Source organism: Nitrospira sp. Vd2 (assembly GCF_979581665.1).
Window position 1 is genome coordinate 104,940 of record NZ_CEFZSK010000042.1, and the last position, 20,809, is coordinate 125,748.

Sequence of the window (20,809 nt, forward strand, 5' to 3'; positions counted from 1 at the left end):
CCTCACAAGCTCCGCGTCGCCGGCTGCTCAGCGTTCAAGGCGTGACCACGGCCTTCCCCACTCACCCGAGAAGACGAAGTCAGGGAGCGGCCGACGCGAACGCGGTGCCAATTCGCGCTGGCGCAGGCGGTCCGGCAGGATGGCGGGATCACCCGGCCTGCCGACGGCCACAGCTGTCACCGGATCGTATCCATCGGGAAGTCGATACTCGGCTCGGATATGGTCGAGATGAATGCCCGCCATCTGGTGTACCACGAGTCCCATGGCTGTCGCTTGAATCACAAGATTCTCAACGGCCAGGCCGATGTCATGGTAGGCATGGCGGTTTGGAGTGCCTGTCTGAGAAAACGAGAGTGTCGCCACGGTGAGCATCAGGAGCGGTGCGCGGCGCGCCCATACTTGGTTGCCCTCAATGAGGCATCGCACCATCCGATCAAACTCGACCGGCTGATCGCGGGTAGCCATCAAGAAACGCCATGGCTGCTCATTGTACGACGACGGGGCCCAGCGCGCGGCTTCGAACAATGAGCAAATCTCCTCGCGCGTCAAGAGCCGGTCGCCGAACGCCCGCGGGCTCCACCGTCGTGCGAGCAACTCGTTGATCGGGTGCGCGGTCTCAGCGCGTTTCTCCATCGTGGCCTCCGGCACTTCGGTGGGGCAATGAAACAGGACGGTTTATGTCGTAGATCGAGGGTTGGTGTCAATCGGGACGGCCGTGGAGTGCTCGTGTCGAAATCATCGAACGAGCACGCTAAGATGAGCGGCATGAAGAGGTACGGGCAGCACGGCCAGGTCAATCTCACGGCCGTCTTTCTCCTGCTGGGCGTGATCATTGCCGCGGTGTGGATTTGGAAACGGCTCTCGCCGGATACACAAGACTATCTGGTCGAGCAAGCGATTCCCGTTACGCTTGCGGTAGCGGCAACCGTGGCGGCGGTGTGGGCCGGCGTCTTGGCGGTTCAAAGACGACGAAGACGCCTGGCCAAGCGCGCGCGCTTGCTCGCCCGCCTCCCGCGAGAGACGGTCCCTGACAAGCGGCGGGATCTGGCTTTTGCGCTCATTGAGGTGAACCGGTATCGTGTTGACGGCTTGGAATCGGTGGCGCCGATGCTGGTGGACATACTGAGCGACACGTTACGAACGGCGGTTGGAGACAAACAGCACCGGATACGGGGAATGGCCGCGAGCTACCTCGGCGTGCTTCAAGACCGGCGGGTGATCCCTCTGTTGATGAAAGCACTCGATGACGACCACGCGTACGTGCGCGGGTGCGCGGCGCTGGGGCTCGGTCGGTTGCGGGCGATCGAAGCCAAGGACAAGCTTCTCGCGTTGATGAAAGAAGACTGGGATCAAACGGTGCGGAGCCGGGCGCGCGAGGCCGTTGAGCGATTATCGTAAGTGAGTGCGCGACGCCATTATTCCCATTCGATAATGACGATCTCCGGCGGGCACAGCCAGCGGATCGGCAGCATCGACCAGCCGATGCCGCGATTCACGTACAGCCGATGCCCGTTTCGCTCGTGGAGGCCGCTCGCGCGTCCGTTACAGCCGTGAGGCAACCACACCGTCGGAACCGGCGGCAGGCGACACTGCCCACCGTGGCTGTGACCGCAGAGGATCAAGTCTGCGGCATGGGTGTGGTCGAGAAGATCGAGCACGTTTGGCGCGTGCGCCAACACGACGGTGAAGCGACCGGGGTGACGTGGCGGAATGCACGCCGGGTCGGCGCGGTGGAGCGAAGGATCGTCAAGGCCGGCGATGGCCAGTTCCCCGCTGGGGAAGGGGACCAGCACGAGCTGGTTGACCAGCAGGTACACCTTGTGCTGATCGGCTAATTCCAGATAACGATCGAGCGGCACGCCGCTGTAATGGTCGTGATTGCCGAGCGTGAGATAGACCGGCGCGATCGCGCGCAGGGATGAGAGGAATCGAAACAGCGGCTCGACTCCCCTTGGAATGGTCATGAGGTCGCCGGTAATGAAGACCCAATCGGGGCGAAGGTCTGCGATCGCACTGAGCAGCCGATCGTGCCGGGGCAGGTACCGATCCAGATGGAGGTCGCTGAGATGAACCGCCCGGCGTCCCGCCAGCGGCCGATGGCTACACATGAGCCGTGTATGCTCCGTGTGAGACAACCCGAACTCGCAGCCGGGCACGCGCGTGAAGAGATGATGGAAAAGCTTGGACGACTGATGAAGGAGACGGGTGCGAGCGGCGGGCAGACCGGGACGCGGTTCGCTCATTCGGAAATGTGCGCGATCGCCGTCCGATCGTGCGCAGTCAGGCGATAGCCACGGTCGTAGAGGAGACCCATGCCTGTCATCAGGGCTTCCAATCCGCCCTGTTCCTGAATCCAGACGAAATGCCGGTCGAGTACCGCGAGGTGCGCGGTCGCGGGCAATACCGCATTGAATATCAGCCCGAAGCATTCCATCATGTCCCTGAGCTCGGTCTCGTTGTAGCGGCTGTCGTCATCGCGATCGCCGACGAGGGCGAACTCGTAGAATGTCAGCGTCACGGACAGCGCCGATTGCGTTTTTGACGTATCGTGCCGGGCGGCATCGAGATTGGCGTACCGACCTCGACAGGCGGCTGCGTCCTCCAGAGGATCGCGTCCCGATCCTTCGAACGCGATAGGGCTCGCCGAGGGCGGTTTCGGCGTGGGCGAGAGCTGTTTGTAGAACCACTGCGTGCAGAGCTGTGCCGTGACGAACGCACGTTTATCGGTCTGAATTTGCCGCTCGATATGGGCGGTAAAGGTCGCGAAGATGTCGGTGTCGGCCCGCGCCATCGCGACCGTGACCGTTTCAATGAACAACGGTCCCAGCAGGGCGACGCCTATCGTGCCGACGGCAGCCCAGTGGGATCGGTTGCGCATGGATGAAGTATAACACGGAGTTCCACGGGGCCGTGACGCAATCGAAGACGATTGTCGAAGAGACCTTACCCTATCTCACCGAAGCCATTCCAGGCATTGGCGGCATCATCAAGGCGCAACCCGAAGACTTTCAGGTGGAGGAGCTTCCGCTGTATCAGCCGGCTGGAAGCGGCGAACACCTGTACCTGCGCGTCACGAAGCGCGGCCTTTCCACGCCCGACATGGTGAGGATGTTCGCGTCGGTATTGGGTGTCAAAGCGCAACGCATTGGGGTGGCGGGTCTCAAGGATGCGCGCGCGGTGACGACACAATACGTCTCGGTGCAGGGCGTGGATGAGCAGTCCCTTGGTCGGCTGACCCGTGATCCTCGCATCCTCGCGATTGATGTACTCGGCCGGCATCGCAATCGTCTGCGAACGGGCCATCACCGCGGGAATCGATTTCGTCTGGTGGTTCGGGAGATTCACCGCGATGCGGCGCCGCGTATCTCCCGCATCCTCGAAGAGATGAGCCGCCGCGGTGTCCCGAACTATTTCGGCAGTCAGCGGCAGGGCCGGAGCGGCCAGAACTACCGAGCCGGCGCGGGCTTGCTGAGGGATGCGGCGGGACGGACACGAATGGGCCGATCACAGCGGCTTTGGTATCTGCATGCCTACCAATCGTTCCTGTTCAATAAGATCGTCGCGGCCCGAATCCACACTCTCGATCGCGTGATGCCGGGGGACTGGGCGATGAAGCATGCCAACGGTGCGTGCTTTCAGGTCGAGGACGCCGAGCGGGAGCAGCCGCGGGTCGTCGCTTTCGACATCAGCCCGACCGGGATTCTGTTCGGCTCCCGTGCGCCGTGGGCGTCTGGTGAGCCAGGGGAGATCGAACGGGCCGCCGTCAAGAGCGCGGGCGAAACGCCAGAAGGCCTTCAGGCGGCTGCGCGCGCGTGCGGATTTCGCGGAGAGCGGCGCCCGCTCCGATTCAAGGCCGCCGACTTGAATTGGTCCGTTGAAGACACCACCCTCGTACTGAAATGTACGCTTCCCCCCGGGGCCTATGCCACGAATGTGCTGCGTGAGCTGATGAAGATGGATCACCAATCCGGCCACGTGCAATGTTAACGACCCGCTGTGCCGGATCGTTTTCGAGATTCCGTGCCGGCGATTCGGAACCGCCACGGTTTGTGGGCCCATTCTCCGGCGTAATCCACGCCAATGCGGGGCGCGCAGATGACCATGCCGTCCGGCACGGTCTCGCCACGGTCTTCCAGCCACAGCTCCCGCCCCCGCGTCAGATCCCATCGATTCAACGTCCGGTCGATCTCAAAGGCGCGGCACAGGCGACCGGGACCATCGATCAAGTGAGCGGGTGAGCGGCGCTCTTCAATTGCTCGGATCAACACCGCGGCGGGAAAGCCTTCTCGCTCCGTCACGACATTCAGGCAGTGATACATCCCGTAAATCAGGTAGACGTAGGCGATCCCCGGTGGACCAAAAAGCACGTCAGTCCGTGCCGTCCGGCCCTTGGAGGCATGGCATGCCTTGTCCTCGGGACCCACATACGCTTCGACCTCGATGATGCGCCCCGCCCGCAGGCCTTTATTGGTGCGCCGGAGTAGATAGGTGCCGAGGAGGTTTCGGGCGACCTCAAGCGTCGGTTGCGCAAAGTAGTCGCGTTGGAGGATCGGTGAGGGTCGAGTCCGCATAGGAAATCGCCTAAAAATACCATGCGACCCCGCCCATCACAAAGCGCCGCGCCCCGGGGACGAAGTGGATGTCCGCAACCCGGCCGGCTCCGTTCGCAGCCGTGAGGGGAAATAGAAGGTGACCTGCTCTCAGTTCGTGTCGAACAGGTTTGGATGAAGACGATCTCCTCGAGCCGGCCACGGGGGCCACTTCACGGGCAGGACGTACCGCAGCGAACTCGAGCTATCAGGGCCGGTGACCTGCCGGTCCGCCGTCAGCGGCGAACACCCAAGTACGTGGCTTGGAGAGGCGGCACAGTGATGGCGGCAGGGCAAGCGTGCTGCCAGGGGAATCAGCTGAGCGACCTCGCAGAGGCGAGGCAGGGCGGAGTCCCTCCTCACTCCGCCTCGATGGGAACGTAGAAGAAGGTTCCTTGACGGTTGATGAGGAGCAGGGTGGGGTCCTTCGATCGCAGGGGCTCGACAATTCGTTGATAGGCGAGGAGCGTGGGGGTGGGTTGCCGATTCACCTCGACGATCACGTCGCCTTGCATGAGCCCGGCCGCCTCCGCCGCCGTATTTTCCTCTACCCCCGTCACGATCACTCCGGCGACACTCAGTCCGAGTTGGCGCGCGGCGGCGGGCTTCAGCTCATCGACCAGGACACCGCCGAGCGGATGGGCCGTCGATTCCACTCGCGGGGCCGGGGGCCGCTGGAGCCGCTCGCGGGGCGCCTCCTGAACGGCGAGCTCCGTTTGTTCGAGCTTCCCGTCGCGAAAGAACTCGACCTTGTGCTTGCTGCCGATCGGCGCGCTGCCGATCAAATTTTGCAGCCGGCCGGGATCGACGATTTCTTTCCCGTCGAACCGCACGACGACGTCGCCGCGGCGCAACCCGGCCTTTTCCGCCGACCCTTTCGCCATCAAGTCGGTGATGATCGCGCCTTTCACATCCGGCAGCTTGAACAGTTTGGCGAGCAGCGGCGTGACGTCTTGCGTGGACGCGCCGAGAAAGCCCCGAATCACGCGGCCCGTCTTCAGGAGGCTCTGCATCGCCGCACGAACCATGTTGCTCGGGATGGCGAAGCCGACGCCAATGCTGGCACCCGTGGGACTGGCGATAGCGGTATTGATGCCGACCAATTCCCCCTTGATGTTCACCAAGGCGCCACCCGAATTCCCGGGATTGATCGGCGCATCGGTTTGAATGAAATCCTCATAGTCCGCGATCCCGACATCCGCACGCCCGACGGCGCTCACGATACCGAAGGTGACGGTTTGATTGAGTCCGAGCGGATTGCCGATGGCCAGCACGAAGTCTCCCACGCCAAGGCGGCTGGAGTCCCCCCAGGGAATGGTGGGGAGACCGGTTGCGTCGATCTTGATGATCGCGACGTCGGTTTTCGGATCGGTCGCGATGACCCGGCCTTTGAACTGGCGGCGATCCGCGAGCAGCACATCGACATCCGTCGCATCGGCCACCACGTGATTATTGGTGACAATGTAGCCATCCGCCGAGATGATGACGCCGGAGCCTTGCCCATATTGCCGCTGGGGTGGTGACTGCGGCAGGGTGCCGAAGAGCGGGCCTTCATCGAAAGGAGTCTGATCGCGGATGAGGACCGTCGAGGAAATGTTCACCACACCCGGAGTGGCCTTGTTCGCGGTCGCCTTGATCTGGCTCTGGAGATCTTGCACGACCGGCGGCGGGGGAGACGGCTCGGCCGCATCCGAGCCGAGCGGCAAGGACAGCAGTAGGATGAAGGCGGATATGTTGGTGACGAACAGGCCCAATTCTCGTTTCATGATTCGGCGCTGATCCCCTCGCTAGGGGCGTGATAGTACTCGCGCAATGTCGGCTCTGTAAAGTAACGAGGCTCCAAGACCGCCCCGCGACGCCCCGGCAGTCCCTACGGCCGAGGCTGCTCGGAGTTCAGCGTACGGACGCTACTGATACCGGTCTCGACGGTCGGTGACATCGAAATAAGCACCGCCCCGATAGGGGGACGTGCGGCGATCGTCTACAAGGAAAAACGGGAAGCGATATGCAAGCCGACCTCTCGCAATTCATCGCGGCCTTTTCCCACCTCCGGATCCTTGTCGTCGGTGATGCGATTCTCGACGGCTACGTCGCGGGTGGCACCGACCGGCTGTGTCGTGAAGCACCCGTGCCGATCGTCACCGTCTCGGAGCGGACCCATGTGCCGGGCGGCGCGGCCAACACGGCGGCCAACGCCGCTGCTCTCGGCGCGCACGTCACCTTGCTTTCCGCGGTGGGCGACGACCGGGAAGGCGAGCTGCTGTGCGATCTTCTGGGCGTCCACGGCGTGATGGCCGGTGCGAGTCTCCGCGTGCCCACACGAAAAACGGTGACGAAGACCCGCGTGTTGGCCGACTCGCATCTTCTCGTTCGCTTCGACGAGGGGACGGAGGCGCCGCTTGCTGCGCACGATGAGCACCGACTGATCGGGCGGTTGATCGACCTCTTTGGCGAGCACGACGCCGTGATCGTCTCTGATTACGGATGCGGCGTGTGGACGTCGGTGATGATTCAGGCGCTTGGTGATCTGCAGAGAAGGGCGCCACGAATTCTCGTGGCCGATTCACGCCACCAGCTCTGCAGGTTTCGTGACGTCGGCGTCACGGCGATCAAGCCGAACTATGCGGAGGCAGTCGAATTGCTGGGGGCGCCCAACGGACACCGCGTGGGCCGAGTCGACTGGCTGCTGTCCTCGGGCCAACGCCTGCTCGCGTCGACCGGCGCGCAAATCGCGGCGGTGACCCTCGATCAGGAAGGGGCCATCGTGTTGGAGCGCGATCGGCCACCGTATCGCACCTATCCAAAGTGGACCCGCTCGACCCACGCCACCGGCGCCGGGGACACCTTTGTCAGTGCGTTCACGCTCGCGCTTGCGGCGGGTGCCCATACACCGGCCGCTGCCGAGCTCGCCTCCGCGTCGGCCGCGCTCGTTATCGGCAAGGACGGAACGGCCGTCTGTCGGGCGGGAGAACTCCGAGAGGCGATTGCGCCGGTCGCGAAAATTATCGACGTCCCGCGGCTCGCTCCCTGTATCGAGGCCTATCGCCGTCAAGGACGGCGCCTCGTCTTTACGAACGGCTGCTACGATCTCCTGCATCGCGGCCATATCACCTGTTTGAACGAGGCCAAAGGACTCGGCGATGTGTTGATCGTCGGCGTCAATTCTGATCGCAGCGTCCAGCGGCTGAAGGGACCGACCCGGCCGATCAACTCGCTCGAGGACCGGCTGCAAGTGCTCGCCGCGTTGAGCTGCATCGACCATCTCGTTCCCTTCGACGCGGACTCGCCTCTGGAGCTCCTCCATACGATCCGGCCCGACGTGTATGTGAAGGGCGGCGATTATCGGCGTGAGACGCTGCCGGAGGTGCCGGTCGTCGAGGCACTCGGGGGGACGATCCATTTCCTGCCGTACGTCGAAGACCGCTCGACCACGGGGATCATCGAGCGGATTCAAGCTGCCCGACCTCGAAAGGGCGCGGCGAAAGGCCGAAGCAAGAAGGGAGAGATGGTCGTCGGCCCTTCCTCGCTCCCCCGGTGACCATGGCGCGGGCGACCATCGACATCTTGATCCCCACCTGCTCCCGCCCGGCGGCACTGAGTGTAACATTGACGTCTCTTATCGCACAGACGCATTGTGATTTCCGCATCGTGATTTCCGATCAGAGCGACGTCGATGTCCTGAGCCACGGAGAATTGACCGCGGTTCTCCGTGTCTTGCGGGCACACGGTCACGAGGTCGAGCTGCTTCGGCATCTCCCGCGGCGAGGGCTGGCGGAGCAGCGTCAATATCTGCTCGATCGTGCAACGGCTCCGTATGCCTTGTTCCTCGATGATGACGTCATCCTCGAATCGGACGTGGTCGCCCGCATGCTCTACGCGATGCAGCAGCAGTGTTGCGGGTTCGTGGGCTCAGCGGTCATCGGGCTCAGCCATGTCGACGACGTACGGCCTCACGAGCAACACATCGAATGGTGGGATGGGCCCGTTCGTCCGGAGGTCGTCACGCCGGCGAGCCCCGCATGGAATCGCCACAAGCTCCACAATGCCGCCAATCTCTACCATGTGCAGCAGCGTCTCGGTCTCACGCCCGAAAAGCAGCGCCTCTATCGTGTGGCCTGGGTCGGCGGGTGCGTCCTCTATGATGTCGGGAAGCTTCGCGACGCGGGCGGCTTTTCGTTTTGGCGCCTCCTCCCCGTCGAGCACTGTGGCGAGGACGTGCTGGCCCAACTGGTCGTCATGGCGAGATACGGAGGCTGCGGCCTCATTCCATCCGGCGTCTATCATCAACAGCTGCCGACCACCGTCCGGGATCGTCGCGTCGACGCCCCGAAAGTGCTCGCCCATTTGGTGACGCCATGAAGGCCGCCAGTACCTCGACGCTCTCCGCGGTCGCGCCGCCAACATTTCTTCAGATCGAACCCGTCGGACAATGCAATCTCCGCTGTCGAATGTGCGCGATTCAGTTTCGCGAGGACGGGCCTGCCGACGGTGCGCTCGCCGCGATGCCGTACGAGCGGTTCACCGAGCTCATCGATCAATGTGAAAGCGTGCGCGAGCTGCACTTGCAAGGCTTGGGCGAGCCGCTGATGCACCCCCGATTTTTCGATCTCGTGTCCTATGCCGCCAATAAAGGAATCCGCGTGACGACGAATTCCAACTTGACCGTCTTGCGCCCGTGGCTCGCGGAGCGGTGTGTGACAAGCGGACTGGCCTACCTGCGGGTCTCCGTCGACGGCGCGACGGCGGAGACTTACGAGCGGATTCGAACCGGGGCGACGTTCCAGCGGGTGGTGAGAAATCTCCAAGCGGTGATCGCGGCACGGAGACTGCGTGGGAGCCGACGGCCCGCCGTCGGGCTCGTCATGGTGGTCATGCGCCAAAATCTTCACGAGTTGCCCGACCTGGTTCGGCTGGCGGCCGAATGGTCCGTCGACGACGTGTTCGTGCAGCATCTGTGTCACGACTTTGGTGAAGCAAGCCTCCCCTCACGCTATGCGACGATGCGGCAATTTGTCCATGGTCAGGCCTTGACGGAAACGGATCGGCCCACCGTCATGCACTATTTCGCCGAGGCGCGCCGAGTTGCAGAAGCTGTGGGCATCCCGCTGCGGCTCCCGCCGTTAGTGTCCGGGCAGCCGGACGCGCACGGGCCGTCCCCGCGGTGCGATTGGCCGTGGCGGGGCATGTACGTGAGCTATCAGGGTTACGTGATGCCGTGTTGTATGGTTGGCACTCCGGATCGGATTCATTTCGGAAGCGCCGGCGGAGGGCTACAGAGCATTTGGGACGGAGCCGACTACGAGCGCTTTCGTGAACAGCTCGCATCCGCCGATCCCCCGGACATCTGTCGATCCTGCTCCATTTACAAGGGAACGTTTTAACGCGTTACTGCCATGATGTATGAGGCCGACCTGCACCCGGAGTCCGATATCCAGAAGATCGCCGTTCTTCGCGCAAACGGCCTTGGGGATCTGATGTTTGCCCTTCCCGCTGCCGACGCGTTGCGGGCGGCGTATCCGGGCGCCGAGATCGTCTGGCTCGGCACGCCGCTGCATGCCGCCCTGTTTGACGGCCGGCCCGGTCCGGTCGATCGCGTGGTTGTGGTGCCGCCCTGTCGCGGCGTGCGAGACGAGCCCGGCGAAGACCAGAGGACACTGCGCGAGTTTTTCGAGCACATGCAGGGGGAGGGCTTTGACCTGGCGCTGCAGCTCCACGGGGGCGGCCGCTATTCGAACCCGTTCATCCGACGCCTCGGCGCACGAGTGACCGTGGGGATGCAGGCCGCGGACGCAGAACCGCTCGATCGCGTCATTCCCTACATCTACTTCCAGCCGGAAGTCATGCGATATCTCGAAGTCGTGGCTCTGGTCGGGGCGCCGCCGCGTACTTGTCTCCCCAGCCTCGCGGTGATCGATGAGGACGGGCGGGCGGCCGCCGCAGTCTGTCCCCCGACTCATACGCCGCTGGTCGTCATGCACCCCGGTGCCACGGACGGCCGCCGCCGCTGGCCGGCATCACACTTTGCTGCCGTGGGCGACGCCCTCGTTCGGCGTGGAGCGGACGTCGCCCTGGTCGGACTGGCCGAAGAGCGTCCGATTGTCGAGGAAGTCCGTGGCCGGATGAGGTTGAGCGCGACCGATCTGTGCGGGCGGCTGTCCCTCAGCGCGCTGATCGGGCTGCTTGCGCGGTGCGACGTCTTCATCGGCAACGATTCGGGTCCGCTTCATGTCGCGGCTGCGGTCGGGGCCTGTACGATCGGCATCTTTTGGTGCGGCAATCTCGTCAACGGCGGCCCGTTCACACGCACACGGCACCGGCCGGCGGTATCCTGGCGACTGAACTGTCCGCTGTGCGGGACGAATTGCATGACGAGTCGATGTGAACACCGGCAGTCCTTCGTCGCCGATGTCGACCCTCTCACGGTCCTCGCGTCCGCGGATGATTTCCTGCGCGGGCCAACGGCAAAACAGGATCATGAGACAATGTTCGACTACGACACGCGTAGTCCTCGTACCCTCGATTCGCCTCCGTATCGACCGATGCAGGCCCGGCATGGAAGGCCAGTATAGTCGAAGAAAAGATCCGGGAGGCAGGTCGAGTGAGCTGAACTGAACCAGGTACCAGGAGGGGCAGATGGGGTCATTAACCGGCCGTGAGCGATATCGGACAAACAAGCAAGATTTGGGCTGGACGGAAGAGCGGGCCGAGCAAAATGTCGGTGACGTGGAACGCGCGGTGTCGGCTCTCACCGGCGTGGGCTTGCTTGCGGTCGGGGTGGCGCGTCCCTCGCGCATCGGCGGAATTGTCAGCCTCGTTGGCGCCGCGCTGCTCCATCGAGGCGTGAGCGGATACTGCATGCTGTATGAGGCACTCGGCGCCGATACGAATCGGCTTGGTCGGCGAAAGGTTCCGACGGGGCAAGCGGTGAAGATCGAAAAACGCGTCTCCGTCGATCGAAGCCCGGAGGAGCTGTACCGGTTTTGGCGAAATCTCGAGAACTTGCCACGAATCATGAGCCACCTGGAATCGGTGGAGGCCCTCAATGAGCGCCTGTCGCACTGGACGGTGAAGCCGCTGCCGATTGGTGGACCGAAGGTCGAATGGGACGCCGAGATCATCAACGAAGTCGAGAACGAATTGATCGGATGGCGCTCTCTGCGAGGATCGGAGGTGGAAAATGCCGGCTCGGTCCGGTTCCAGCGCGCCGGCGACGGCCGAGGCACCGAGGTGATCGTCACGCTCCAATACGCCCCCCCTGCCGGAAAATTGGGCTCACTTGTGGCGTCGATGCTCGGGCACGACACCGAACGGATGCTGGAAGAGGACCTTCGGCGTTTCAAGGAGATGATGGAGACGCGAGGGTACAGCGTGGAGCGAGAACGCAATGTCGCACCCTCGACAAGAGGTTGACCGGCGGCTCGGTAATAACGAGGAGGGGGAGTCCGCTCGGGCTCCCGATGAGCCGCCGAGAAGCAATGAACAGCCGGAATCTGAAGGATCAGCCCGCGACCGCACAGGGCGGATCGGACGGACAGGAGAACCGCGAGTCGCCCGCGGGGGCGATGGAGCACCATAACACCGGCCTTCCCTCTTCTACTCATCTACAACGGGCACGAACGAGCGCTGCGGCTTGACTGGCTACTGCCCGCCGTCTATTTTTCAAGCAACGGCGGAAGGCGCTGCTGCATTGTCCGTGTCGGCCATCGATCCGCTGTCATTTCGTCGCGTTCCTTCATCACTTCCATTTGGGACGTCTGAAGAAGCCCTGTCATGTGGAACCTCGTCTTGTCTTGGAAGTGGGTGCTCGGCATCGCGGGGAGCGCGATGGCGGCCGGCTCGCTCGTCGCCATGTTGACGCTCGGTCACTCCTTCCACTTTGACGCCGGCGCCATTGGGCGGTCGTCGACGGAGTCGGCGCTCGTCGTGCTCGGCCCGTACACCGTGACTCTCGCCGATGACCGCTTCTTGCGCCTCACGCTCGCCGTTGAGCTGACCGACGCGCGAGCCAAGGCGAAGCTCGAGCGGTATCAGGTCCATGTCAATGACGCGGTGCTGGTCACGTTGGCCTCGAATAGCTTGACGACGTTACAGAGCCCCGAGGCGAAAGTGCGCGTGCGCGATGAGGTAATTCGAGCGACTCAAGGCCACGGTGCCGGACCTCCCCATTCGGAACGCCTACTTTCTCCAGTTTCTCATCCATAATTAGCGTCAGACAGTCCTCTCGAACCCCGCGTTAGCGAGAAGCCACGACCTTCCTCTTTTCACGGTGCCACGCCGTGCGAAGATCACAAGACGAGTAACGGTGTCATCTCATTGTCTGTGAATCGTGTTGTCGGCAGCCTGGCAGCGTTCAGGATGATTGCGGACAAGTGGAGGGACGTGTTGCCGATAAGGAAAGCTGTGGTCCGGAGAGTAGAATCAAACCGACGACGCAAAAAGGAGGACCATATGCCGCAAGTGACGTTCACGGGACATCCGCTGCATCCCCAGATGATCGTCATGCCAGCCGGGCTGTTGCCGTTCAGTCTTGTCCTCGATGTGCTCCATCTCTCGACCGGCAAACGGTCGTACGCCGAAGCCGCCTACTACACGATGATCGGTGGACTGGTCGGCGGTGTAGCCGCGGGGGCGGTGGGGGCCGCGGATTATCTGACGATCGACGAGCAGACGCCGGCCCGTGCAATCGCGAAGCTCCATGGCTCACTCAACGTCGGCCTCCTCGGCCTCACGTTGCTCAACGTGCTCATGAGACGCAAGCGCCCCGATGCCCCCGGCAAGGTCCCAGTACTGCTTTCGCTGATCGGCACGATGGGCCTGTTCGTCTCGGCGTGGTGTGGCGGACATCTCGTGTACGAGCACGGGATTCGAGTGAAACGCGCGGGTGGACCCAGCGAGAGGCCGGAAATCAAGCCCCCTGGCGATGAAGCCATCGAGGCCGGCCTCAGGCGCTTGCCCGAACAGATCGGATTGCGGACGGGAGAGAAGAAGTAAGGAACGACGAGAGGAGCCGGTGGCGTTCCACCGGCTCGTGGCGCTCCCGCTATCGCTTCGCGTCCGCGGCGAGAATGCTCTGAATGACGGTCTTGACGTTGTCCGGATCGATGGATTCCAACTTGATGTTCCCGTCCAAGATCACCGTCGGGGTGTGATCCACGTTGATCCGCTGGCCCCACTTCTTCCCGTCTTCGACGGCCTTGGCGGGTCTGCCGCTTGCGAGGCCCGCCTCGAACGCGACCGGGTCGAGGCCGACCTCCTTGATCAACGATTCACGAATCATCCGATCGAAGACGTGCAATTGGTCCTTGTGGATCGCCCGGAACAGGACTTTTTTCATTTCCGGTCCCTTGCCCATCGCCTTGGCCTGCTCGTACATGTCGAACGCGGTCGGTAACTTCCCCGGGATGACCGGGAACGGGACCATGATGATCTCCACCTTGTTCCCGAATTCCTTTTCGATTTGTGGGACGGCGACCTCCTCCCATTTGTGACAGTGGGGGCAATAGAAGTCGGCGAACTCGATCACCTTCACCTTGCCCGGCGTGTGCATGGACGGTTCCTTGAGCAGCGTGTACTTCCCCTGGAGCGCCGGCGCAGCCGGTGGGGGAGCGGCGTGGAGCTGGACTGAAGCACCGCCCACGCTCAAGGTGAGCGCGATGAGGAATCGCGTAAATGCCAGCAAACCTGTTCTCATGTCATCGCTCCTTGCCCATATTCGGACCGAACAGCGATAATCATCATACTATGCTGCCTCGCGCAATAGCGATCGTCGGCGTCGCCTGGCTTGTCTGTCTTGCAGGCTGCGCGTCGCGCTCCGTCATCTCGCCAGAGTTGGCTTCTCAGGTCGATCTCGGGGTGACGTTCGCCGAGATCAAGGACGCGCCGGACCACTACCACGGGCGAATGGTGATGTGGGGAGGCGAGGTGCTGTCGGCAAGGCTCGGGCAGGAGGGCACGCGAATAGAGGTGCTCGAGCTGCCGCTGAACGATCGACAGGCACCGATCTACGATCGGACCAAATCCGAAGGTCGTTTCCTCGCTTTTCAGCGACAGTTCCTCGATCCGGCCACGCTTCCCAAAGGCACGCGCGTGACGATCATTGGCACGGTGACCGGCGTGGTGCGTCAGCCGCTGGATGAGACGGAGTACGACTACCCGACGCTCGACCTTCAGCACGTGACGGTCTGGCCGAAAGAGGATCGCCGCGCGAGATATCCCGGCCCCTACCCCTATCCCTATGGGTATCCGTATTGGGGAGGCCGTTGGGGCCCGTGGGGCCCGTATCCCTATTATCCGTATTGGTGGTAACGCTCACGCTGTTGCGGCGGTCGATGCTACCGAAAACGACCGTTACGCGGCTACCGCGTCGGCTGCTGCGCCACCACGGTGGTCTCTTTGGCCGTCAGCGTCAACTCCAGGCGGCGATTGAGCGCTCGCCCCTCCGCGGTATTGTTCGAGGCGACAGGTCGGGTATGCGCATAGCCGCCAGCTGAGATGCGCTCCGCGTCGATACCTCCCTCCTCAATGAAATAGCGGACCACGGCGGTCGCTCGTGCCGCGGACAATTCCCAGTTGCTGGAGAACTGCGAGCGAAGCTTCTGGCCGATCGGGATGTTGTCGCTGTGCCCCGCGACGTGAATCTCGATCTCCTTCCATGGCTTCAACACATCGTTGAGGCGCTTGAAAAGGGCGACGGCTTCCGGTTTCAGTTTCGCCTGCGCCGGGTGAAACAGGAGTTGATCGAGGAGCGTAATCTTGACCTGATCGCCCGCCTGGATCACTGACGCTTCTCCTGCAGTAATCGGCCCCTCAACCGCCTTGCTGACCGACTCCAGCAGCATGCCCCATTTTGTAAACTTCACCGCGCCCTCGGGCCGGTGAGTCTCGCCTTCACCTGAGGTGTCCCGCGGTCGCCAGCCGGTCAGTTGTACGGATTGGCCGGCCCGCTGATTGAGGAGCGCGCGCTGCTCATTGGTATAGGCCAGCAGTTGATCGCGCTCCTCCTCAGCCAGCATCGCTCGGGTCACGGCTGCGCTGAGCTCATCATTCAAGCCGCTCAACCGCGACTGGGCTTCTTCCAACGCCGTACTGAGCTGCGCGACCCGCGCGCTCAGCATTTCACGATCGAGGTGCAGGCCCCCGATCTCGTGGTCTCGGTCGGAGAGCTGCTTTTCGATCTCGGTCAGTCGTGCGAGCTGCATCTCGATCTGGGCCGCTTGCTTCGAGAGCTGCCGAGCCGCCTCTTCCTGCGCATTCGCCGCGGCGGTCAAGGCCGCCTGCTCGTGCTTCTCCGCCTCCGCGGCTCGCGTCTGCTCAGCGGTGAGTCGCTGACCCAGATCGGAGAGCTGCTTGTTCGCCTGCTCGAAGGCGACCGTCAGTTGCTCCTTGTCCTGTCGGACGGCGGCAAGCTCTCGGCTCACCGCGTGTAGTTCCTGTTGCCGTTCGGCGAGCCGGCTCTCGACATCCTCGACCTGTTGGTGCAGATCACCGAGCGTCGCGTCCAGACCACGCCGCTCGTTCGTCAAAACCGTATTCTCCTGCTGCAGGCGGGCGAGCTCCGCTTCCAAGGTTCGCAGGCTGCCTTCCCGCGCTTGCCGGGCCAGTGTCGCCGCTTTTTGCTCGAGCGCCAGCTTGCGTTCGACATCCTGCATCTGTTTGCGGGTCTCCGTCAGCACGCTGACGAGATGTTGTTTTTCAGTCGTCAGGCCGGTAATCCGCGCATTCGCCTCCCGCAAGGCTTCGAGCCCGGCCTCGATCTCCTCTTGCGCGACGTGGCGCTGCTGCTCCAGGTCGTGGAGTCGAGTTTGCAACCACTCCTGCTCGCGTTTGAGCTTTTCGTTCTCCTGATGACCGAGTTCCTGCTCCATGCGAAGCCGCTTCGCCTCATGTTCGACGGCCTGCCGGCGTTGGGCCTCTCGACGATAACTCTGCTTGGCCGTTTCAATGTCCTGCTGCACCTTCTGGAGAATCGAGTCCATGACGGACAAGGCCGGACCCTCACCCCCAGGCTCGAGCGCCGCCTTCGGCGCTTCCTGCGCCAAGGCCAGCGGTAATCCGATGAGTAGCCATATCGCGGTCATGCATGCGCGGAGCGGATTCATCAGCATGACGTCCTCCTGAAAGGGCTGACGCGCCGCGACCTACGAGGCGGAACGCGAGCCGTCCTGAGTCGGATCAAAGACACTCCTATAGCGCGGACACGGTATGCCGGGTATCGGAAGGAAGATTACGAGGACTTGCGGGATCAGGACCGGCGGCTCTGTATCAATCGGCGAGGTCAGAACGGCCACCGGATCGGGGTTTCTCCTACAGTATCTTGCGCGCTGCGAGGATGCCCGTCCGCGTTGGCCGTCGCCTATTGTATGCCGATTTGTCCCCAGTGACCGAAGGAGCAGCCGGTATGAGCCACAAGCGGTTCCCGTGGTATCGATCTCTGCATGCACACATCAATGCGACGATCCAGGCGCCGATCTATCGGCTGGTTCGCCGGTATCCGCGTGTCGAATCGGGGCTGGATCAGCACGAGTGCCGATGGCTCATCCTGAACGACACCGCGCTTGCGGGCCGACGCGCCGTGCATATTACCGACCTGCATCTGGACGCCTACCTGCCGCGTCATGATGCCGTCGTGCAGTCCATTGCGTCCTCGCGCCCCGATTGGATCTTCGTCACCGGAGATCTGCTCAACGTGCCGGAAGGCTTGCCGGACCTGTTCCGATTTCTCTCGGCGCTGCGAAGTGTGGCTCCTGTCTATGTCACGCTGGGGAACCACGACCATTACAGCGGGGTCCCGGTCGATGCGTTCGTCGAGCAGGCCGAACGCCACAAGGTCCAGCTCCTCATCAACCAGGTGGTCTGTGTCCCGCTACGTTCGTCCGAACTGTGCATCATCGGCCTCGATGATCCCGCTACACATCGTGCCGATGTGCGTTGCATCCCGCGCGCATCGACGGCGAGTCGCTTTACGATTCTCCTGGCCCATGCGCCTCGCATCGTAGAAGAGTTGGAGGAGGAGCACGCCGCCGACCTGATTCTCTGCGGTCATAGCCATGGCGGACAAGTCCGCATCGGCGGCATTCCGCCCGTGTGGTTGCCATATGGGTGGGGCCGACATCATGACGGCTTGTACACGGACGGCCGACGCCGGCTCTACGTCAATCGAGGCTTGGGGTGGTCCGCCTTGCCGATTCGGCGCCGCTGTCCGCCTGAGATCCTGTTGATCGAATGGCAGGTCCCCACCAACACGTCACGTCTGTCGCACCACTCGCTCTAGAGAAGTTGGTAGGCGCTGTTCCTACGGCCTGCCGGTCCATGAGACGACCCTCCGCCCCCATGAGACCCATAGGCGTTCAGGAACATCAGCCCTAGTATGGCGGCGATGAGGGTGATCTCAGGGGGGGTGCGTGTTCGGACGCCCGGCTTGGCGGACTGCGCTATCTTGTTTGGCGATCGGTACGTTAATGCTTGCCTGCGGCGAAGTACCGGTGCAGCATCTGTTTACCACCGAAGACTGGCGGACGGTCTTCCCGGCTCAAGTCAAAGAGATGACGGTCGGAGCTGCCGGCGAGCCGGACAACTCACAGGCCCAGCCGACACTCGCTGTCCCCTCTGCCACGCCATCCGCTGTGGCTGTGTACGATTGTACGGCTTCTTGCAGCATCGTCGTGAAGGGTCTGAAATGTCACTTGCCGCACGATGAGGAGCCCTCCTGCTCTGTACGGATGAGCCGCGAGCATTGCTGGATCGGTCGAAGGCCCGTGACCGATGGGGCGGTGGTCGATGTGAGCTGTCACAGCGACTCGGCTGTGGAGCACATCGAGCAGGCGAAAGCCGTGCGAGGGCTTCCACCAAGGACCGCGTGTGTGGTGGATGTCGAGGCAAAGCAACAAACGCACGCATTACGCTGCCCCTCGCTGGTGCTCATCCCCCTTAATCCATGAGTCCCAGTGATCGACCCGAAAGTCGATCCAGGGCACACGAGCGGTAACCAATTCAAGATTTTTAGAGAGGAAGGTCGCAAGGAAGGCAGAGGTGGGGTTTGGTATGGCGCGACTCGGCCGGCACAGGTACTCGTGAGCGTCCATCACGAGCGTTCCACGCGGAGCCGCGCAACGCCCTCAGTCGAGGGGCACCACTCACGGTCGGCATCACGACCCGACCTCGGCTCCGCTGGCTACGAGCTTCCTGCTGCCAGGAAACAAGTGCCGGTCACCGTCCTAGGACAGGGTGAGGGGCGTCAGGCCGCCACGCTTCCTCGACTGTTGTCTCGATAGACGTGAATGGTCCCGGTCCTGACGTCGAGACCATCGAGTGCCTCGGTTAGGACATCCGCTGTCGTGCCATCTCTCATTTCCACGAGGACCCGATGTTGGTCGAGCGGTGTCATCGTCCTGATCCCAGGAAACATCGACAACAGCGCCGGTCCCTGCTCGGTTGTCACGGAAATCGGGAATTCAACGAGAAGTGAGACGTCCATAGATCACTCCGTACTGGTAGAGCGACGGCGGTGGAGATCACCGAGGTCGGTCCGGTTTTTTCGATCAGAGCAGTCATTCACGCGTAATCGGTTAGCAAGCTTGATACCGAGAGGCGTGACATCCAAACTGATGAAAGGACTGAAACCGGGATTCTTCGATGGCCCGCAACTCGTCTGAGATGAGGCAAAAGAGATACAGCCGGTATCACCATAGATACACAACAGATACACAACGGACTGTCCTTTGCGGCACGCTGACGTCATTATTGAGTGTAGCGTGATGTTTGGGTCCTCCTCACACGCCCCCGCCATGTCACCAAAGGGACTACGCGGGTGAGAAACATGATCGATCCCGGGCCAGCTCTCACATTCCGACGCTTCTACATCCTTCTTCTGGTCGTGTTCCTCACGTATGGCGTGGCCGCAAACGCCAGCGACTCGGGTGGCTGGGTCAGCGTCCGCCCCGCGCCAACAGCGAGAACAGAAGTCGCCGCGGCCGTCGTCGGCACGACGATTTATGTCGTCGGTGGCTTCGAACACGCGGGAGGAGGCAACCCAACGGCCGCGATCGTGAGCGATCGCGTCGAAGCCTACGATGCCCTCGCCGATCGCTGGACGACCAAAACCTCCCTTCCGGTCGCGCTCCATCACGCCGGCATTGCCGCCGTTGGCGGCCGGCTCTATGTGATTGGCGGATTCAGGCAGTTACCGACCCCCGGATGGCATCCGGTCGCGACGGTCTACGTGTACGACCCTCATGACGATCGGTGGACCGAAGGCGCGCCGATGCCGACGCCCCGAGGGGCGCTCAGCGTGACGGAACTGGAAGGCAAGCTCTATGCGATCGGGGGGCTGGACGGTCGGGGAGATACCTCGGCAGTCGAGGAGTATGACCCTGTCAGTGATCGGTGGAGCGCCCGCGCTCCGTTGCCGACGCCACGTGATCATTTGGCGACGGCGACCGCGGCGGGTCGAATCTATGCGATCGGCGGGAGGCAGGCCGATAATCTGGCGGTCACGGAGATGTATGATCCGGCCGCGAACCACTGGAGCCGGCGGGCTGATTTGCCCACGCCGCGGAGCGGGATTACGGCCGGTGTGATCGATGGGACGATCTATGTGGTTGGCGGGGAGTCGGCCACGGTGACCTTCTCGACGAATGAAGCGTACCGTCCCGATACGGATCGGTGGACGAGCATGGCCTCGATGCCGACGGCCAGACACGGACTCGGCTCCGGAGTAGTTCGAAAGCGCATGTACGTGATTGCAGGCGGCCCGACGCCAGGGTTTTCATTCACGGCGGTAAATGAAATGTTTGCCCCTCCCTCCGAGCCATGACAGCGTGACAAAGACCACGAATCGACGGCCGTGCTCGCGCTCTCACGATCTGTGCCGTTAGCAGCCAATGCGCTCCCATTCGCGCAGCCTATGCCCGGTATCGAAGGTCAGCCGATACGCCTCGCACCAACTGTGCGGCGGTCGGTTCAGATCACCGGCATCATAATTCCACATCCGATAGGTCCACCGAGCGCCGCCGCTCGGCAACAGTTCGACGGACTGAGGCGGACCCAATTCAGTCAGAATCTCGCTCTGAACGACGTGGTTCCTCGAAAGGGCGAAATAGAGGGTCGGCCAGGCGTGCGAGAGGCGGCAACCGACGGAGGTCAAACAGACGGTCAAAAGGAAAAGGCCGAACAACCATGTCGACCCGCGGTGGTCCTCGCGCCTACCTCCAATCGTCGAACAT

General features: G+C 62.7%; 22 protein-coding genes. 13 read left to right on the plus strand and 9 right to left on the minus strand.

Going from position 1 to position 20,809, the window contains the following annotated elements; all coding sequences use genetic code 11:
* Positions 1-27: 27 nt before the first annotated feature.
* Positions 28-633 carry a nitroreductase family protein gene (locus tag AC1U7K_RS19110; RefSeq protein WP_480253432.1) on the minus strand — a complete coding sequence of 202 codons (606 nt, stop codon included), beginning with the start codon at positions 631-633 and terminating at the stop codon, positions 28-30.
* A gap of 123 nt (positions 634-756) precedes the next feature.
* On the opposite strand from AC1U7K_RS19110, the gene AC1U7K_RS19115 reads away from it, so the two are divergent.
* Positions 757-1,398, plus strand: a complete 642-nt coding sequence (locus AC1U7K_RS19115) for a HEAT repeat domain-containing protein (protein WP_480253433.1) — start codon at positions 757-759, stop codon at positions 1,396-1,398.
* A 17-nt stretch (positions 1,399-1,415) separates the two neighbouring features.
* Here AC1U7K_RS19115 and AC1U7K_RS19120 read toward each other — a convergent pair whose 3' ends face one another.
* Positions 1,416-2,108 carry a metallophosphoesterase gene (locus AC1U7K_RS19120; protein WP_480253434.1) on the minus strand — a complete coding sequence of 231 codons (693 nt, stop codon included), beginning with the start codon at positions 2,106-2,108 and terminating at the stop codon, positions 1,416-1,418.
* A gap of 131 nt (positions 2,109-2,239) precedes the next feature.
* Entirely contained in the window at positions 2,240-2,878 is a 639-nt protein-coding gene (locus AC1U7K_RS19125; protein WP_480253435.1) for a hypothetical protein, read from the minus strand.
* Between the two features lie 2 nt (positions 2,879-2,880).
* On the opposite strand from AC1U7K_RS19125, the gene truD reads away from it, so the two are divergent.
* A complete protein-coding gene (gene truD / locus AC1U7K_RS19130; protein WP_480253436.1) occupies positions 2,881-3,987 on the plus strand; it encodes a tRNA pseudouridine(13) synthase TruD in 1,107 nt (368 codons plus the stop codon).
* Here truD and AC1U7K_RS19135 read toward each other — a convergent pair.
* Both AC1U7K_RS19135 and AC1U7K_RS19140 read right to left on the minus strand, forming a co-directional pair.
* The gene (locus AC1U7K_RS19135; RefSeq protein WP_480253437.1) at positions 3,984-4,571 is read right to left on the minus strand and encodes a DNA-3-methyladenine glycosylase; all 588 of its coding nucleotides are present in this window, start codon (positions 4,569-4,571) and stop codon (positions 3,984-3,986) included. The two genes, truD and AC1U7K_RS19135, sit on opposite strands and share 4 nt — an antisense overlap.
* Positions 4,572-4,948: 377 nt before the next feature.
* Complete coding sequence (locus AC1U7K_RS19140; RefSeq protein ID WP_480253438.1) at positions 4,949-6,355, minus strand: Do family serine endopeptidase; 1,407 nt, start codon at positions 6,353-6,355, stop codon at positions 4,949-4,951.
* A 239-nt stretch (positions 6,356-6,594) separates the two neighbouring features.
* On the opposite strand from AC1U7K_RS19140, the gene rfaE2 reads away from it, so the two are divergent.
* The 7 genes from rfaE2 (at position 6,595) to AC1U7K_RS19175 (ending at position 13,580) form a co-directional block, all read left to right on the plus strand.
* Positions 6,595-8,127, plus strand: coding sequence for a D-glycero-beta-D-manno-heptose 1-phosphate adenylyltransferase (gene rfaE2, locus AC1U7K_RS19145; protein ID WP_480253439.1), 1,533 nt, complete (start codon positions 6,595-6,597; stop codon positions 8,125-8,127).
* A gap of 2 nt (positions 8,128-8,129) precedes the next feature.
* A complete protein-coding gene (locus AC1U7K_RS19150) occupies positions 8,130-8,948 on the plus strand; it encodes a glycosyltransferase family A protein (RefSeq protein ID WP_480253440.1) in 819 nt (272 codons plus the stop codon).
* Complete coding sequence (locus tag AC1U7K_RS19155) at positions 8,945-9,970, plus strand: radical SAM protein (protein ID WP_480253441.1); 1,026 nt, start codon at positions 8,945-8,947, stop codon at positions 9,968-9,970. The genes AC1U7K_RS19150 and AC1U7K_RS19155 overlap by 4 nt, the downstream gene beginning before the upstream one ends.
* A 12-nt stretch (positions 9,971-9,982) precedes the next feature.
* Positions 9,983-11,158: a glycosyltransferase family 9 protein gene (locus tag AC1U7K_RS19160; RefSeq protein ID WP_480253442.1), complete on the plus strand. Its 1,176-nt coding sequence runs from the start codon at positions 9,983-9,985 to the stop codon at positions 11,156-11,158.
* Between the two features lie 64 nt (positions 11,159-11,222).
* Positions 11,223-11,999 (plus strand): SRPBCC family protein, encoded by a 777-nt coding sequence (locus tag AC1U7K_RS19165; RefSeq protein ID WP_480253443.1) that lies wholly within the window; start codon positions 11,223-11,225, stop codon positions 11,997-11,999.
* Positions 12,000-12,359: 360 nt separating this feature from the next.
* Positions 12,360-12,791, plus strand: coding sequence for a flagellar basal body-associated FliL family protein (locus tag AC1U7K_RS19170; RefSeq protein ID WP_480253444.1), 432 nt, complete (start codon positions 12,360-12,362; stop codon positions 12,789-12,791).
* Positions 12,792-13,037: 246 nt separating this feature from the next.
* Positions 13,038-13,580, plus strand: a complete 543-nt coding sequence (locus tag AC1U7K_RS19175; RefSeq protein WP_480253445.1) for a DUF2231 domain-containing protein — start codon at positions 13,038-13,040, stop codon at positions 13,578-13,580.
* Positions 13,581-13,629: 49 nt separating this feature from the next.
* On the opposite strand, the gene AC1U7K_RS19180 is transcribed toward AC1U7K_RS19175, so the two are convergent.
* Positions 13,630-14,280 carry a DsbA family protein gene (locus AC1U7K_RS19180; RefSeq protein ID WP_480253446.1) on the minus strand — a complete coding sequence of 217 codons (651 nt, stop codon included), beginning with the start codon at positions 14,278-14,280 and terminating at the stop codon, positions 13,630-13,632.
* 50 nt (positions 14,281-14,330) lie between these two features.
* Between AC1U7K_RS19180 and AC1U7K_RS19185 the strand changes: the two genes are divergently transcribed.
* Positions 14,331-14,894, plus strand: coding sequence for a Slp family lipoprotein (locus AC1U7K_RS19185; RefSeq protein WP_480253447.1), 564 nt, complete (start codon positions 14,331-14,333; stop codon positions 14,892-14,894).
* A gap of 50 nt (positions 14,895-14,944) precedes the next feature.
* Here the strand turns inward: AC1U7K_RS19185 and AC1U7K_RS19190 are convergent, their stop codons facing one another.
* Positions 14,945-16,693 carry an OmpA/MotB family protein gene (locus tag AC1U7K_RS19190; RefSeq protein ID WP_480253448.1) on the minus strand — a complete coding sequence of 583 codons (1,749 nt, stop codon included), beginning with the start codon at positions 16,691-16,693 and terminating at the stop codon, positions 14,945-14,947.
* Between the two features lie 293 nt (positions 16,694-16,986).
* Between AC1U7K_RS19190 and AC1U7K_RS19195 the strand changes: the two genes are divergently transcribed.
* Together AC1U7K_RS19195 and AC1U7K_RS19200 are read left to right on the plus strand one after the other, a co-directional pair.
* Positions 16,987-17,859, plus strand: a complete 873-nt coding sequence (locus AC1U7K_RS19195) for a metallophosphoesterase (RefSeq protein WP_480253449.1) — start codon at positions 16,987-16,989, stop codon at positions 17,857-17,859.
* 211 nt (positions 17,860-18,070) lie between these two features.
* Positions 18,071-18,526, plus strand: coding sequence for a hypothetical protein (locus tag AC1U7K_RS19200; protein WP_480253450.1), 456 nt, complete (start codon positions 18,071-18,073; stop codon positions 18,524-18,526).
* A gap of 296 nt (positions 18,527-18,822) precedes the next feature.
* On the opposite strand, the gene AC1U7K_RS19205 is transcribed toward AC1U7K_RS19200, so the two are convergent.
* On the minus strand, positions 18,823-19,062 hold the full coding sequence (locus tag AC1U7K_RS19205; RefSeq protein ID WP_480253451.1) for a hypothetical protein: 240 nt from the start codon (positions 19,060-19,062) through the stop codon (positions 18,823-18,825).
* A gap of 342 nt (positions 19,063-19,404) precedes the next feature.
* Here AC1U7K_RS19205 and AC1U7K_RS19210 point away from each other — a divergent pair, with 342 nt between their 5' ends.
* Positions 19,405-20,400, plus strand: a complete 996-nt coding sequence (locus AC1U7K_RS19210) for a Kelch repeat-containing protein (protein WP_480253452.1) — start codon at positions 19,405-19,407, stop codon at positions 20,398-20,400.
* Between the two features lie 57 nt (positions 20,401-20,457).
* Here AC1U7K_RS19210 and AC1U7K_RS19215 read toward each other — a convergent pair whose 3' ends face one another.
* Entirely contained in the window at positions 20,458-20,730 is a 273-nt protein-coding gene (locus AC1U7K_RS19215) for a hypothetical protein (protein ID WP_480253453.1), read from the minus strand.
* Positions 20,731-20,809: the final 79 nt, after the last annotated feature.